This window comes from Vibrio sp. C8, from assembly GCF_054051265.1.
In genome coordinates this window covers 188,001-202,658 of sequence record NZ_JBPAOE010000050.1, presented here as the reverse complement: position 1 = coordinate 202,658, position 14,658 = coordinate 188,001, and the positions used below count along the sequence as shown (strand labels likewise).

Annotated in this window: 12 protein-coding genes and 1 pseudogene; 11 read left to right on the top strand and 2 right to left on the bottom strand. The window is 44.9% G+C overall.

The genetic code is table 11. The features are described 5' to 3' along the window. Positions 1-4: 4 nt before the first annotated feature. On the bottom strand, positions 5-1,195 hold the full coding sequence (locus ACRQQK_RS18565) for a 3-phenylpropionate MFS transporter (protein WP_457513873.1): 1,191 nt from the start codon (positions 1,193-1,195) through the stop codon (positions 5-7). 373 nt (positions 1,196-1,568) lie between these two features. On the opposite strand from ACRQQK_RS18565, the gene ACRQQK_RS18560 reads away from it, so the two are divergent. From ACRQQK_RS18560 to acs, 3 genes are all read left to right on the top strand, one after another. After that, complete coding sequence (locus tag ACRQQK_RS18560) at positions 1,569-3,407, top strand: DUF294 nucleotidyltransferase-like domain-containing protein (protein WP_457513872.1); 1,839 nt, start codon at positions 1,569-1,571, stop codon at positions 3,405-3,407. Positions 3,408-3,422: 15 nt separating this feature from the next. Next, positions 3,423-4,052, top strand: a complete 630-nt coding sequence (locus ACRQQK_RS18555) for a 3'-5' exonuclease (RefSeq protein ID WP_102941602.1) — start codon at positions 3,423-3,425, stop codon at positions 4,050-4,052. 208 nt (positions 4,053-4,260) lie between these two features. Then, positions 4,261-6,210: an acetate--CoA ligase gene (gene acs / locus ACRQQK_RS18550; RefSeq protein ID WP_457513870.1), complete on the top strand. Its 1,950-nt coding sequence runs from the start codon at positions 4,261-4,263 to the stop codon at positions 6,208-6,210. A 103-nt stretch (positions 6,211-6,313) separates the two neighbouring features. On the opposite strand, the gene ACRQQK_RS18545 is transcribed toward acs, so the two are convergent. Next, the gene (locus ACRQQK_RS18545) at positions 6,314-7,108 is read right to left on the bottom strand and encodes a hypothetical protein (RefSeq protein ID WP_457513868.1); all 795 of its coding nucleotides are present in this window, start codon (positions 7,106-7,108) and stop codon (positions 6,314-6,316) included. A gap of 442 nt (positions 7,109-7,550) precedes the next feature. On the opposite strand from ACRQQK_RS18545, the gene aroQ reads away from it, so the two are divergent. The 8 genes and pseudogenes from aroQ to ACRQQK_RS18505 form a co-directional block, all read left to right on the top strand. Beyond that, complete coding sequence (aroQ, locus tag ACRQQK_RS18540; RefSeq protein ID WP_457513866.1) at positions 7,551-8,000, top strand: type II 3-dehydroquinate dehydratase; 450 nt, start codon at positions 7,551-7,553, stop codon at positions 7,998-8,000. Positions 8,001-8,061: 61 nt separating this feature from the next. Next, a complete protein-coding gene (gene accB, locus ACRQQK_RS18535) occupies positions 8,062-8,520 on the top strand; it encodes an acetyl-CoA carboxylase biotin carboxyl carrier protein (protein WP_457513864.1) in 459 nt (152 codons plus the stop codon). Between the two features lie 14 nt (positions 8,521-8,534). Beyond that, positions 8,535-9,884: an acetyl-CoA carboxylase biotin carboxylase subunit gene (accC, locus tag ACRQQK_RS18530; protein ID WP_042489912.1), complete on the top strand. Its 1,350-nt coding sequence runs from the start codon at positions 8,535-8,537 to the stop codon at positions 9,882-9,884. Positions 9,885-10,049: 165 nt separating this feature from the next. Further along, the gene (gene prmA / locus ACRQQK_RS18525) at positions 10,050-10,937 is read left to right on the top strand and encodes a 50S ribosomal protein L11 methyltransferase (protein WP_102955092.1); all 888 of its coding nucleotides are present in this window, start codon (positions 10,050-10,052) and stop codon (positions 10,935-10,937) included. A gap of 139 nt (positions 10,938-11,076) precedes the next feature. Next, positions 11,077-12,045: a tRNA dihydrouridine synthase DusB gene (gene dusB / locus ACRQQK_RS18520; RefSeq protein WP_457513862.1), complete on the top strand. Its 969-nt coding sequence runs from the start codon at positions 11,077-11,079 to the stop codon at positions 12,043-12,045. Between the two features lie 23 nt (positions 12,046-12,068). Continuing rightward, positions 12,069-12,365 (top strand): DNA-binding transcriptional regulator Fis, encoded by a 297-nt coding sequence (gene fis, locus ACRQQK_RS18515; RefSeq protein ID WP_000462885.1) that lies wholly within the window; start codon positions 12,069-12,071, stop codon positions 12,363-12,365. 275 nt (positions 12,366-12,640) lie between these two features. After that, positions 12,641-14,281, top strand: a complete 1,641-nt coding sequence (locus ACRQQK_RS18510) for a methyl-accepting chemotaxis protein (RefSeq protein ID WP_457513859.1) — start codon at positions 12,641-12,643, stop codon at positions 14,279-14,281. Between the two features lie 137 nt (positions 14,282-14,418). Beyond that, positions 14,419-14,553, top strand: a pseudogene (locus ACRQQK_RS18505) (phosphoribosylamine--glycine ligase); the annotation flags it as partial. Between the last annotated feature and the right edge of the window lie 105 nt (positions 14,554-14,658).

Here is a 14,658-nt window from a genome sequence, read left to right as displayed (position 1 = left end):
TGGGTTAATTTTGTGCTTCAGGCTCCGCTTTATGCGCTGAAACATCATTAACTTGTGATTGGAGTAATTCGACTTTCACAAACAAAGCAAGCAAACCCATCAACGCCATTCCCCAGAACACACCAGCGCCCCAGCTTTCGTAGCCCCAACCACTCAGCGTTGTCATCATCGCAATCACTGCGCCAAGAGGGATCGCGTTATACAGCGCCTGTAGTGCGACCATTTTATGCTGCGGTGCGTGCTGAATGTATTTAATCGTCGCGATATGAGCCAAAGCAAAAGTCACCCCATGTAAGGATTGAATCGCCACCAATGCCACTAATGAGGTTGTTGATGCCGTTAATCCCCAGCGGACAATGACCCCTAACGCAGAAATGATAAACAGGGTGCGAATATTCCAATTGGAAAACACTCGCTTGCTGATAGCAAACACCAGAATCTCTGAAACAACGCCTAAGCTCCACAAGTAACCAATGATATCTTCTGAATGCCCCGCTGCACGCCAGTGAATCGAACTAAAGCTGTAATACGCTGCATGGCTACCTTGGATCAGCGCGACCAAGAGCAAAAACTTAATCACTGGCCATTCACGAAGTAATTCCGTTAGCTTAGGGCGAATTTTATGTTCGTGACTTTCTGTAACAGGCATAACCTTAGGATTGCGCAGACTGATCAGCAAGGTGACAAGTGTGCCGAACAGCGCGGTGTAAACGATCATGTCTGAACCAGAAAACACAATCAGATACCCAACCACAGTAGAGCCTGCGATAAAGGCGATCGAACCCCAGAGACGGGTGCGTCCATAATCGAGCATATTGCGCTTGGCATAGTGGTTAGCAACAGAATCCGACAACGGTAATACTGGGCCACACATCATATTGAAAAGAACCGTCGCCAAAGCTAGTAACCAAAAATCACCACCAGTGAAAAAGTGAAAGGCGGTAAATAACATCAGTGCGAATGTCACCCAGCGAAGTGCTGGCAGAAGATGTTCCACGTTATGGATGCGAGGTGTAATAACTAAGTTCGCGACACAACGTGTTGCAAAACCAATCCCCACTAACACACCGATATCACTGGCAGACACACCCTGCCCTTCAAACCATAGCGCCCAAAACGGTAGATATACGCCGTAAGCAAAGAAGAAACCGAAAAAGTATTGAGAGATCCATCCGTAGGGAGAGGGCTTAAACATTAGTTATCCTAAACAGCATGAGAAAAATAAACGCGGCCATTATGCAACGAGACACGACCGCGAAAAAGGGAACTTTGTTAAACGAACTGTTTCCCCTATCACAACTTTCATCGCGTAAAAAATAGCTTCATTAGACCAAAGTCGTCTGGAGGGCTGAGGGAAATTTGTCACACTTACCTTAGGTACCTCTCACTAACGAACTTCTGTAATGCCCAATCTAATCAGCATTTCAGTAAGGTAAAAGTGAATGAGCCCCCATGAACACAGAGAACAAACCGCCGATAAACTATTTGTAGCTGGGCATGTTTAGTTCATTGCGATTGGGGCAAAAGAACGCAGCGAATGTAGCGGCAGCTTCAAATAGGAAGGGTATATGCCTGATAAATTCAACATGCAATCTCCACCCTTTGATCGTTTGACCTCTGATCAACAGAAAAAACTTCGCGCATCATTAGATGTGGCCTATTTCCGGCAAGGCGCCCCACTGCTAAAAAACGGCCAAACCAGCACTCATTTACACGTCCTAATTAAGGGAACGGTCGAAGAGCGTTCGCCAACGGGGAAAGAAATATTCGCTCATTACGCCAACGACGACATGTTCGATGTGCGAGCCTTATTTGAAGAACAAACCCGCCACCAATACATTGCGTTAGAAGATACGCTTTCTTACCTGATCCCAAGAGAAATCTTTCTTTCCCTCTATTCAGAAAATGGGCAGTTTGCCGCTTACTTCGATAACAACCTAGCCAAAAGACAAGAGCTAATTGAAGCGGCACAGCAACAGAAAAACATCGCTGAATTCATCCTGACTAAGGTCGACAACTCCATTTATTCTCCACCAATGATTGTCACTCCTGAACAATCATTGAAAACGGTCACCATGCAGATGAAAGAAAACGGTGTCGATGCAGCACTGGTTGAGTTGGCTGAGTCCGATATTCGCTTAATTGACTCTACTCATCATCCGTATGCCATCGTCACCCGAACCAACATGCTGCATGCTGTAATGCTGGAGAATCATCCGCTAGATACTCCCGTAGGAAAAATAGCCACATTCCCAGTCATGCATGTCGACGACGGAGATTTTTTGTTTAATGCCATGGTGATGATGACCCGTAATCGCGTCAAACGCGTGATGGTATGCGATGGTAATAATGCCATCGGTATGCTGGATATGACGCAGATCCTGAGTACTTTCTCAACCCACTCGCATGTACTGACACTGGCAATTGCACGAGCCTCCAGCGTTGAAGAACTAGCCTTAGCATCTAATAAACAAATAGAGTTAATCGAAAGCTTGCTCAGCCGAGGCGTCCGTACCCGGTTTATCATGGAGCTCATTTCTGCGGTCAACGAGCAGATCATCGAGAAAGCGTTTGAACTCGTGGTGCCACCAGCACTGCATGATCACTGTTGTTTCATCGTGTTAGGGTCAGAAGGACGCGGAGAACAAATACTCAAAACCGATCAGGACAACGCTTTAATTATTAAAGACGGATTGGAATGGCATCAATGTGAAAACATCATGCATGAGCTGACCCACACCTTGTTGCAGCTTGGCTATCCTCTATGTCCCGGCAAGGTGATGGTGAACAATCCTAAATGGGTTAAAAGCCAGTCACAGTGGAAAAAAATGCTCAGCAGTTGGGTCAATGCCGCTAAACCTGAACAGGTGATGGATATTGCGATTATGGCTGACGCTCATGCGATTGCGGGTAATAAATCTTTGCTGGCTCCTATCAAGTCACATTTGACTCACCTGATGGCCGATCAAGAACTGATTCTTACCGAGTTTACCCGTCCGGCACTGAATTTTTCAGTTCCTCTCACTTTGTTCGGTAATGTGAAAAATTCAAAAACCGGTTTGGATATCAAGCAAGGAGGCATATTCCCTATCGTTCACGGCATTCGCGCCTTGAGCTTAGAGCACATGATTGAAGTGAATAACACCTTCGACAGAATCAGTGAACTGGTAAAACGTCGTGTACTAGAAAAACAGACTGGCGACAATTTGAGCGAAGCGCTGAAGCAGTTTTTCAAATTGCGTCTCGCACAGCAATTAAATCACCCACCTGCTTCAGATGTAAAGGGTAGCAATAACATCGACATTAACTTGCTTGACCGTACTGAGCGAGACTTGCTGAGACACAGCCTGCACGTCGTGAAGAAATTTAAACAGTGGCTTGGCTATCATTACCAAATAAGAGACTAGGCAACGGGCAATATTATGAATTGGATAAGTCGCCGCTATTGGCACCACAAGCTTAAAGGATCTCATTATCAGTCACTGTTTGAACCAAGCAGTGGCAATGAGTATGTCTCGCTCGACTGTGAGACCACCAGCTTAGACCCAAACAGAGCCGAACTGGTGACCATCGCGGCAACCAAGATTATTGATAATCGCATAATCACTAGCCAGCCTTTCGAAGTAAGATTACGGGCTCCTCAGTCTCTTGATTCCAATTCTGTGCGGATCCACCGTATGCGTCATCAAGACTTAATTGACGGTATTTCAGAAAAAGAAGCGCTTATTCAACTCATCGCCTTTATTGGTAACCGTCCTCTGGTTGGCTATCACATTCGTTATGACAAAAAAATCTTAGATATCGCTTGTCGTAAACAGCTTGGTTTTCCGCTACCAAACGAATTGATTGAAGTCAGTCAGATTTATCACGATAAACTTGAGCGGCATCTGCCTAACGCTTATATCGATTTGAGTTTGGACGCTATTTGCAAACATCTCGGCCTACCACAACAAGACAAACACGATGCACTACAAGATGCCATCTCAGCCGCTTTGGTTTATGTGCGCCTGACTCATGGAGACTTACCGACTTTCACCTCGTCCTATCACTAAAGTCTGATTTGTGGGTCGATTCCCTTTTCAAACAAACGCCTAATCAAACAAAAATTCGTTTTATTCCGCCTTAAACAAACCGCATTTATCCTAAAGTCTAATTGTGAAACTTCCCCTTGTGGCTAAGAGTTATAGCGATAACGATATTCCATGTTGGATGTTTTAAACGCCATCAAGGTGATCGCCGTATTCACAAGGAGAATTTGTAATGAGTGAAGCCCACATTTATCCGGTAAAAGAAAATATTAAATCTCACACGCATGCGGATAATGACACTTACCTAGCCATGTACCAGCAATCAGTTTCCGATCCTGAAGGGTTCTGGAGCGAACACGGTAAGATTGTGGATTGGATTAAGCCATTCACTAAAGTGAAACAGACTTCTTTCGACACTGGACATGTCGACATTCGCTGGTTTGAAGACGGCACGCTAAATGTTTCTGCTAACTGTATCGACCGTCATCTTGCTGAGCGTGGTGATGACGTTGCCATCATCTGGGAAGGCGACAATCCTGAAGAAGACAAGACTCTTACTTTTAAGCAGTTGCATGAGCAAGTTTGTCGCTTCTCAAACGCAATGAAAGATCAAGGCGTTCGCAAAGGCGATGTGGTGTGTCTGTACATGCCAATGGTTCCAGAAGCCGCGATTGCAATGTTAGCTTGTACACGTATTGGTGCCGTGCATACGGTAGTATTTGGTGGCTTCTCTCCAGAAGCTCTGTCAGGTCGTATCATCGACTCTAACGCGAAACTTGTCATCACTGCCGATGAAGGTGTTCGCGGTGGCCGCGCAGTTCCTCTGAAGAAAAACGTCGACGAAGCACTGACTAACCCTGAAGTCAAAAACATCAGTAAAGTCATTGTGTTTAAACGTACTGGTGGCGATGTAGCATGGCATGAACATCGCGATGTTTGGTGGCATGAAGCAACCGCTAAAGTGTCTGCTAACTGTCCTCCTGAAGAGATGAAAGCGGAAGATCCTCTATTCATCCTTTACACCTCTGGTTCAACAGGAAAACCAAAAGGCGTACTGCACACCACGGGTGGCTACCTTGTTTATGCGACCATGACGTTTAAATACGTGTTTGACTATCAACCGGGCGAAACTTTCTGGTGTACTGCCGATGTGGGCTGGATTACCGGTCATACTTATCTGATTTACGGACCACTGGCTAACGGCGCGAAAACCATTCTGTTTGAAGGTGTACCTAACTACCCTGATACAAACCGTATGAGCCAAGTTGTCGACAAACATCAGGTCAATATCCTTTACACTGCACCAACGGCAATACGTGCTCTCATGGCAAAAGGTGATGAAGCTGTAAAAGATACTCATCGTAACAGCCTTCGCATCATGGGTTCAGTGGGTGAACCAATTAACCCAGAAGCGTGGGAGTGGTACTACAAAACCATTGGTAACGAGAAGTCTCCAATTGTGGATACTTGGTGGCAAACAGAGACCGGCGGTATTTTGATTACGCCACTACCGGGCGCAACAGATTTGAAACCGGGCTCAGCGACTCGTCCATTCTTCGGTGTACAACCTGCACTAGTCGATAACATGGGTGAAATCGTGGATGGTGCGACTGAAGGTAACCTAGTCATTCTGGATTCATGGCCGGGTCAAATGCGCACCGTGTATGGTGACCACGAACGCTTTGAGCAAACCTACTTCTCTACCTTTAAAGGCATGTACTTTACTGGTGACGGTGCTCGCCGTGATGAAGACGGTTATTACTGGATTACAGGTCGTGTGGATGACGTACTCAACGTATCAGGTCACCGAATGGGTACGGCTGAGATCGAATCAGCTCTAGTCGCATTCGAGAAAATTGCTGAAGCAGCTGTCGTTGGTGTACCTCACGACATTAAAGGCCAAGCGATTTACGCTTACATCACGCTCAATGATGGCGTGTATCCAACAGCGGAACTGCATAAAGAAGTGAAAGACTGGGTGCGTAAAGAGATTGGTCCTATCGCGACACCTGATGTGCTGCATTGGACAGATGCGCTACCGAAAACACGTTCAGGTAAAATCATGCGTCGTATTCTACGCAAGATTGCTACTGGTGATACCGGAAACTTGGGAGATACCTCTACCTTAGCGGATCCAAGTGTTGTCGATAAACTGATCGCAGAGAAAGCCGAACTAGTGTAACCACTTAGCGAATACTCAAAAGTAAAAAGCCCCAACTCGTTGGGGCTTTTCTTTATCTCGACATCAATATTTGTCTAGATATCAATCTCGCCGACTTCCTCAATCAATTAAATTGGTAGGAGTATGACGCAATAACGCGCTTATCTGCTTCTTCTAAATAAGTGTTGTTGTCCATCATAAAGCTCATCAAGCTGAATGAGTGGTTCTTATTGGCTAAATAGCTGACACCACCACCAAGGAAGAAACCTTTATAGTTTTCACCTTCATCGTTTTCAGAGCCATAAGTGCCAGCAGCAAAGCCCATCAATGTCACTTCTTGCGATAGTGGTTTCAAACCAAATGCACCGACATAGCCACTACTGCCCGCAGAGTCTGCCATATAGAAGCCATTTTCAGCACTTGGTGTATCGATGAAAGTCACATCCGCACATGCACCAATACCATCACAGCGAGGAGACTCACCATCGTTGTAGGTATAACCCGCCATTGGGAACAACTGAACCCCCAAAGGTTCAATGCCAAATAAACTTAGAGGAATAAAGGTTCCCACACTGTAGTTAGTTTGTGTGGCGCCGTTAGTGTACTCATTCTTACCAAAATTAAAGTTCAAGATACCAACAGGAAATAACCAAGAGCCGCCTACACGCCATTCACTCGCATCAGAATTAAGACGAACGTTAATCTTTCTCGCAGGATCAAACGCTAAAGAGCCTGAAAAAGAGACGTTGGAATCATCAAAATCGTAGTTATTCGCATAAGACACTCCCACTTTGGTCACAACCTTAGTCGGGTCATCAGCTAACTTAGATTCATTATCTTTAATATCCGAGTTTGGCGCCGCATGCACTGCACTAGCGAAAACTAACGTTGCTATCGATATAAATGGGGCTGTTTTCATTTTTAAATACCTTCATTGAGAAGAAACGGTTGATGCCGGAGTCTGCCCTCTTCAATCAAATTCGTTCTTCTACCAGACCACTGACTTGAGTGTAACAACACTTTTTAAAGCCGAATTTGTAAACTATAGTTTCTGATTGAGTCTCGAATATCAGATTAATAACAATATTCTGAATTTTCAGACAAATCTGATATCAGCTTGCCCACAAAAGAATGAAAGACGGATGGATCGACCCGCTGTGTGTTGTTCCTTCCATTTCATCTATACTTAAAAGCTAAATAAAAGTGATAAGACCAGTAATTTGCTGCCATTTGCTGTGAATTAGCTATAATCTTGGTCAATTTGAAAATTCCTACGAATTTTTGACAAAAAATAGTGTCGAATACGAGAAGATTCTCAAGAATCTCCGATTCGCTCCACATTAGAGGAAGATAACGACACAATGACTGCCAAATCACGCATTCTTGTCTTAAACGGCCCCAACCTAAATCTTTTAGGTTTACGTGAGCCGACACATTATGGTTCTAACACCTTAGAGCACATTGTCGCGACTTTACGTGAAAATGCAGAAAAAGCAGGTGTTGAGTTGGAACATCTTCAATCTAATCGCGAATATGAGTTGATAGAAGCCATTCATCAGGCTCATGGAAATGTGGATTTCATTATTATCAACCCAGCAGCTTTTACGCACACCAGTGTCGCTATTCGTGACGCTTTGCTCGGCGTTGCCATTCCGTTTATCGAAGTGCATTTGTCGAACGTGCATGCTCGTGAGCCATTCCGTCATCACTCTTACTTGTCCGATAAGGCGCAAGGGGTTATTTGCGGTCTAGGTGCACAAGGTTATGAATTTGCTTTGTCTGCAGCAATAAAAACGCTGCAGGCACAGTAACCAAACACTCTGCAGTTCTAACGAACTGTCTTACTCAACAAGATAAAAGAGAAAAGAAACAATGGATATTCGTAAAATCAAGAAGCTAATCGAGTTAGTTGAAGAATCAGGCATCGCTGAACTAGAAATTTCTGAAGGCGAAGAGTCGGTACGAATCAGTCGCCACGGTGTTGCTGCGCCAGCACCAATTCACTATGCGGCAGCACCAGCTCCTGTAGCTGCACCGGCACCAGTAGCGGCACCAGCTGCTGCGCCAGCCGCATCTGCAGAGCCAAGTGCACCAGCAGGTCATAGCGTTCTTTCTCCAATGGTTGGTACGTTCTACCGCTCACCAAGTCCAGATTCAAAACCATTCATCGAAGTGGGTCAAAAAGTGTCTGTAGGCGATACTCTATGTATCGTTGAAGCGATGAAAATGATGAACCAAATCGAATCAGACAAGTCTGGTGTTGTTACTGCGATCCTACTTGAAGACGGTCAACCTGTTGAATTCGACCAACCACTTGTTGTTATCGAATAATAGAGGCCTTTTCTATGTTAGATAAAGTAGTCATCGCGAACCGAGGTGAAATTGCACTTCGTATTCTTCGCGCATGTAAAGAATTGGGGATCAAAACGGTTGCTGTTCACTCAACAGCAGACCGCGATCTAAAACATGTATTGCTAGCAGATGAGTCTATCTGTATCGGTCCAGCTTCAAGCATGGAAAGTTACCTAAACATTCCACGCATCATTTCTGCTGCAGAAGTGACAGGTGCTGTTGCGATTCACCCTGGATACGGCTTCCTATCTGAGAACGCAGACTTTGCTGAACAAGTAGAGAAAAGCGGCTTTATTTTCGTTGGCCCTAGAGCAGAAACCATTCGCCTAATGGGTGACAAAGTTTCAGCAATCAACTCAATGAAAAAAGCTGGCGTACCTTGTGTTCCGGGTTCTGATGGTCCACTAGACAATGACGAAGCGAAAAACAAGGCTCACGCTAAACGCATTGGTTACCCAGTAATCATTAAAGCGTCTGGCGGCGGCGGCGGTCGTGGTATGCGTGTTGTTCGCTCTGAAGCAGAACTTGTTAACGCAATCAGCATGACTCGTGCAGAAGCAAAAGCTGCCTTCAACAACGACATGGTTTACATGGAAAAATTCCTAGAGAACCCTCGCCACGTTGAAGTTCAGGTGCTTGCTGATGGCCAAGGTGGCGCAATTCACTTAGGTGAGCGTGACTGTTCAATGCAGCGTCGTCACCAAAAAGTTGTTGAAGAAGCTCCAGCTCCAGGTATCACTGAAGAGATGCGTAAGTACATCGGTGAACGTTGTACTCGTGCATGTATCGAGATCGGCTACCGCGGTGCTGGTACATTCGAATTCCTATACGAAAATGGCGAGTTCTACTTCATCGAAATGAACACGCGTATTCAGGTTGAACACCCAGTAACAGAAATGGTAACTGGCGTAGACTTGATTAAAGAGCAACTTCGTATTGCGGCTGGTCAGCCACTGTCATTTACTCAAAGTGACATCAAGATCCGCGGCCATGCAGTTGAGTGTCGTATCAATGCTGAAGACCCAGTACGCTTCCTGCCAAGCCCAGGTAAGATTACTCGTTTACACACTCCGGGTGGTATGGGCGTTCGTTGGGAGTCGCACATTTACTCTGGTTACACAGTTCCACCGTACTACGATTCAATGATCGGTAAGCTGATCACTTTCGGTGAGAACCGTGATGTAGCGATCGCACGTATGCGTAACGCGCTGAACGAAATGATTGTAGAAGGCATCAAAACAAACGTACCTCTACAACAAGAAATCATGAAGGATGAGAACTTCCAACATGGAGGCGCGAACATTCACTACCTAGAGAAAAAACTTGGTTTGAATAAGTCTTAATAGACAAATTGAAAGAAATGCCCACTTCGGTGGGCATTTTTATTTCTGGTGCAATCTTTTTGTGGCGTTTCTTTTTGTGATGTACGTCATTAACGAACAAAGTTGCAGCAGCATCAGTGCGAGAGTAAACTCAGCGCCAACATAAAGTACGAAGAGAGCAATAACATGCCTTGGATTCAAATTAAGCTTAACGCGACCAATGAAAACGCCGAACAAATTAGCGATATGCTAATGGAAGATACTGGCGCGTTATCCGTCACTTTCCTAGATGCAAAAGATACCCCTGTGTTTGAGCCTTTACCGGGTGAAACTCGCTTATGGGGTGATACAGACGTATTAGCTCTCTACGACGCTGAAGTTGATACCGCACTCATCATCAGCCAAATTCGCGACAGCCAACTTCTTCCTGAAGGCTTTGCTCATAAAGTTGAACAGATTGAAGATAAAGACTGGGAACGTGAATGGATGGATAACTTCCACCCAATGAAGTTCGGTGAGCGCTTATGGATTTGCCCAAGCTGGCGTGATGTACCAGATCCAAGCGCTGTGAACGTGATGCTCGATCCGGGGCTTGCATTTGGTACAGGTACTCACCCAACCACAGCACTGTGTCTTGAATGGCTTGAGTCCCTCGATTTAAGCGGCAAAACCGTCATCGATTTCGGTTGTGGTTCGGGCATCCTAGCTATTGCAGCGATCAAACTCGGCGCAGCAAAAGTTATCGGTATCGATATCGATCCTCAAGCTCTGCTTGCTTCAAAAGACAATGCTGGTCGTAACGGCGTTGAAGACCAAATCGAAGTCTATCTGCCGCAAGACCAACCAGAAGGTCTAGTAGCTGACGTTGTCGTGGCAAATATTCTTGCTGGCCCACTGCGTGAACTTTCTGGTGTTATCAAAGGGCTTATGAAACCAAATGGTCTGTTAGCAATGTCTGGCGTGCTAGATACTCAAGCCGAAGACGTCGCCAACTACTACCGAGATGAACTGCGAGTTGACCCTATTGTAGAGCTCAATGAGTGGTGCAGAATCTCTGGACAGAAATTAAGCTAAAGATAAGTTATCTGCTTAATTGATTGAAAATTGGACTATTTACAAAAACAATTTGTAAATGCTCAAATATTAGTCTTTTCACGCAGTAAAAAAATGCGTAAAATGCGCGCCCTTGCTGGTACTAAGCTGTGAAGACGTTTTGAAGATCGGAAATTATCAACTTAAGAACAATCTTATCGTTGCCCCTATGGCAGGTGTCACTGATAGACCTTTTCGTGAGTTGTGTCTTCAATATGGTGCAGGAATGGCCGTCAGTGAAATGATGTCTTCCAACCCTGCACTGTGGAATACCGATAAATCAAAAAACCGTATGGTACATGAAGGCGAATCGGGCATTCGTTCTGTACAAATTGCGGGAAGTGACCCACAGCTTATGGCCGATGCGGCTCAATTCAGTGTTGAAAACGGTGCGCAAATCATCGATATCAACATGGGCTGCCCAGCGAAAAAAGTGAATAAGAAGCTAGCCGGCTCTGCACTACTTCGTTTTCCTGATCTCATAGAAGAGATTTTAAAAACGGTGGTAGATGCGGTGAATGTCCCAGTGACACTCAAAACCCGTACTGGCTGGGATACAGACAATAAAAACTGTGTCTACATCGCTCAATTAGCCGAAAACTGCGGCATACAGGCATTAGCACTCCACGGGAGAACGCGAGCTTGTATGTACAAAGGAGAGGCAGAATACAACAGCATTAAAGCGGCGAAAGAGGCAATCAGTATTCCGGTTATCGCTAACGGTGATATCGATTCTCCGGAGAAAGCCAAATATGTGCTTGAGTACACAGGCGCTGACGCTTTAATGATTGGACGTCCTGCCCAAGGTCGTCCGTGGATTTTCCAGGAAATCCGACACTATTTGGAAAACGGCACCACAATGCCCGACCTTCCTCTTGAGGAAGTGAAAAGTATTATGCTTGGTCATGTGACAGCTCTACATGGTTTCTATGGAGAGTATTTAGGGCCACGAATCGCGCGTAAGCACGTGGGTTGGTACTTAAAAGAACATGAAGAAGCGAGTGAGTTTCGCCGTACCTTCAACGCCATAGAGGCAGCCTCGCTGCAATTGGAAGCGCTTGAAGGTTATTTTGATAACGTTGCATCATAATTAAGAGAAGAGCTAGACCGAATATGTTCGAACAAAATCTGACTTCAGAAGCTTTAACAGTAACTACAGTAACTTCACAAGACCAAATCACGCAAAAGCCACTACGTGATTCCGTTAAAGCATCTCTTAAAAACTATCTTGCTCAGTTAAATGGCCAAGAAGTAACAGAACTATACGAGTTAGTTCTAGCGGAAGTTGAACAGCCACTATTAGATACGATCATGCAGTACACTCGCGGTAACCAAACTCGCGCAGCAACTATGATGGGTATCAACCGCGGCACTCTTCGTAAGAAACTTAAAAAATACGGCATGAACTAATAAAAAGTGCTAACTAATTGAATTTAAAAAGCTCAGCTAGAAATAGTTGAGCTTTTTTATTGGTTCATTATCAAATCCTTTGTCCTGCCATCAAATTCCAGTACAACACTCACGCCAAATTTCAACTAACTATTGTAGACCTCACTAACAGTTTTCACTTTTTTATCCTTTAGTCTCATATACAAATCAAAATCCACATTGTTACATTAATGTTAACAACACAATTCATTATTCAGTTTGCTAGCCCGAATTGCCGTATTACAAGGAGTGGCTTTATGATTTTTGTCTCTTTACGCCGAATCAGCATCCGTGCTCGCTTATATCTGCTTAGTGGAATGATCACTCTGTTCCTTCTGTTTCCGCTTATGGTAATGGTGCAGGATTATCAAAGTGACCTAATAAAAGCTAAACAAACACAAACTCGCCATTTGGTTGAAAACACCCACTCTCTACTCAACCACTTCTATCAACTCCAGACTCAAGGAACCTTGAGCGAACAACAAGCTCAAAACCAAGCCAAACAAGCCGTAGCTCAGTTACGTTATGGAGAAGAGGACTACTTCTGGATGAATGATCTGACTCCGACAATGATCATGCACCCATTCAAGCCTCAGCTTGATGGAAAAAACCTTTCTGCTGTGAAAGATCCACAAGGCAAAGCCTTATTTGTCGAAATGGCGAACATTGCCCGTGAGAAGGGCGAAGGAACCGTTTATTACATGTGGCCTAAACCAGGTTCAGAAACCGACGTTGAAAAAGTCTCTTACGTTAAGTTGTTCGAACCTTGGGGCTGGATTGTCGGTTCAGGGGTTTATATTGATGATGTAAACGCTTTGGTTTGGCAACGTCTGCAAAGTGTATTTACTGGCTTAGCCATCGTGCTGATAGCTATGTTGACCCTCGCTTATTTGATCGGTTTAAGTATTACCAAACCATGTGTTGCAACATTGCAAGCGATGGAAGATATCGCTAAAGGTGAAGGAGATCTTACCAAACAACTTGATGCATCAGGCAAAGACGAACTGTCGCGTATCGCTCAAGCCTTCAACCAGTTTACTCATAAGCTTCGCCATATCGTGCTGGATATCGTGCCAGTAACGGATGGGGTGACCGGTTCAGCACTTGAGCTGACTCATGTTGCTCAAAATGCGGCGGGTAAAGCAATGGAACAACAGCAATCGGTGGATACCGTCGCTTCTGCCATGAACCAGCTTCACTCCAGCAATCAGGAAGTGGCTAACGCGGCACAAAATGCGGCGATTGCAGCTCAAACCGCTAATGAGAAGAGTCAGCAAGGGCGTGATGTCATCAATCAAGTATCCGTTTATATGGATTCACTATCTGAAAGATTGACCGCTACCGACACCAACACTCAAGCCTTAGCCAAAGAGATTCAGCAAGTAAGCGCGGTACTTGAGGTGATCTACGGTGTAGCAGAACAAACTAACCTGTTAGCTCTCAACGCAGCCATTGAAGCAGCACGTGCTGGCGAGCAAGGGAGAGGTTTTGCGGTGGTTGCTGATGAAGTGCGTTCACTGGCAACCCGCACTCAGAGCAGCACTCAACAAATAGAACAGATCATTGCAGGGCTACAAGAGCGAGCACATCAGGTGAGCTCGTCAATGGACGAAACTCAGCTACAATCGAAAGGCACTCAAGAGCAAGCAGAAAAAGCTCAACAAGCATTGGATGATATTGATCAGCAGATTCGACAAATCCTGCAATTGAATGAACATATTGCCGAAGCCAGTGCCCAGCAATCTTTGGCAACAGATGAAATCAGCCGTAACCTCACCCTGATAGCCGATCACAGTGCTCAAGCGGCAATTCAAGCAGAACAAGTCACTGCAGCAAGCGAGCAGCTACAAGAAAACGGGCAACGTCTGACTCACAGCTTTTCTGTGTTTAAGGTTTAAAGGGGAAGTGGGCAAATGCCCACTTTTTCTTTCTCACATCGAGCTTTTACTTGTTAACACATCTATATCTTATTTTCTGACTGCAATATCAACAGCTCAATCCACTCCCACTTCCCAACTAGAAATAACTTGCTTTATTTACCTCTTCGTTACTTTTTTCTCTTGAAAAACCTGTTTTTAGAGTTTATTTTCCCCATGCCAAACGATTGCGCGAGATCTTTTGTAATAAATTGGTTAGAATACGCGCCATCCGAAATCTGGAAGACTATTGATACAGATATAGGGTCTTTACCAAAACTGACCAAGCAGTGATGAATCAACATCGCCCATGAACAGTTTTGGCAAACACCTTTCGTATCAACTCCATGAATTAAAGG

Coding starts and splice junctions, on each gene's coding strand:
- accB (WP_457513864.1), top strand. CDS start 8,062: ATGGATATTCGTAAAATCAAGAAGCTAATCGAGTTAGTTGAAGAATCA.
- aroQ (WP_457513866.1), top strand. CDS start 7,551: ATGACTGCCAAATCACGCATTCTTGTCTTAAACGGCCCCAACCTAAAT.
- prmA (WP_102955092.1), top strand. CDS start 10,050: ATGCCTTGGATTCAAATTAAGCTTAACGCGACCAATGAAAACGCCGAA.
- fis (WP_000462885.1), top strand. CDS start 12,069: ATGTTCGAACAAAATCTGACTTCAGAAGCTTTAACAGTAACTACAGTA.
- acs (WP_457513870.1), top strand. CDS start 4,261: ATGAGTGAAGCCCACATTTATCCGGTAAAAGAAAATATTAAATCTCAC.
- ACRQQK_RS18555 (WP_102941602.1), top strand. CDS start 3,423: ATGAATTGGATAAGTCGCCGCTATTGGCACCACAAGCTTAAAGGATCT.
- ACRQQK_RS18560 (WP_457513872.1), top strand. CDS start 1,569: ATGCCTGATAAATTCAACATGCAATCTCCACCCTTTGATCGTTTGACC.
- ACRQQK_RS18565 (WP_457513873.1), bottom strand. CDS start 1,195: ATGTTTAAGCCCTCTCCCTACGGATGGATCTCTCAATACTTTTTCGGT.
- accC (WP_042489912.1), top strand. CDS start 8,535: ATGTTAGATAAAGTAGTCATCGCGAACCGAGGTGAAATTGCACTTCGT.
- ACRQQK_RS18545 (WP_457513868.1), bottom strand. CDS start 7,108: ATGAAAACAGCCCCATTTATATCGATAGCAACGTTAGTTTTCGCTAGT.
- ACRQQK_RS18510 (WP_457513859.1), top strand. CDS start 12,641: ATGATTTTTGTCTCTTTACGCCGAATCAGCATCCGTGCTCGCTTATAT.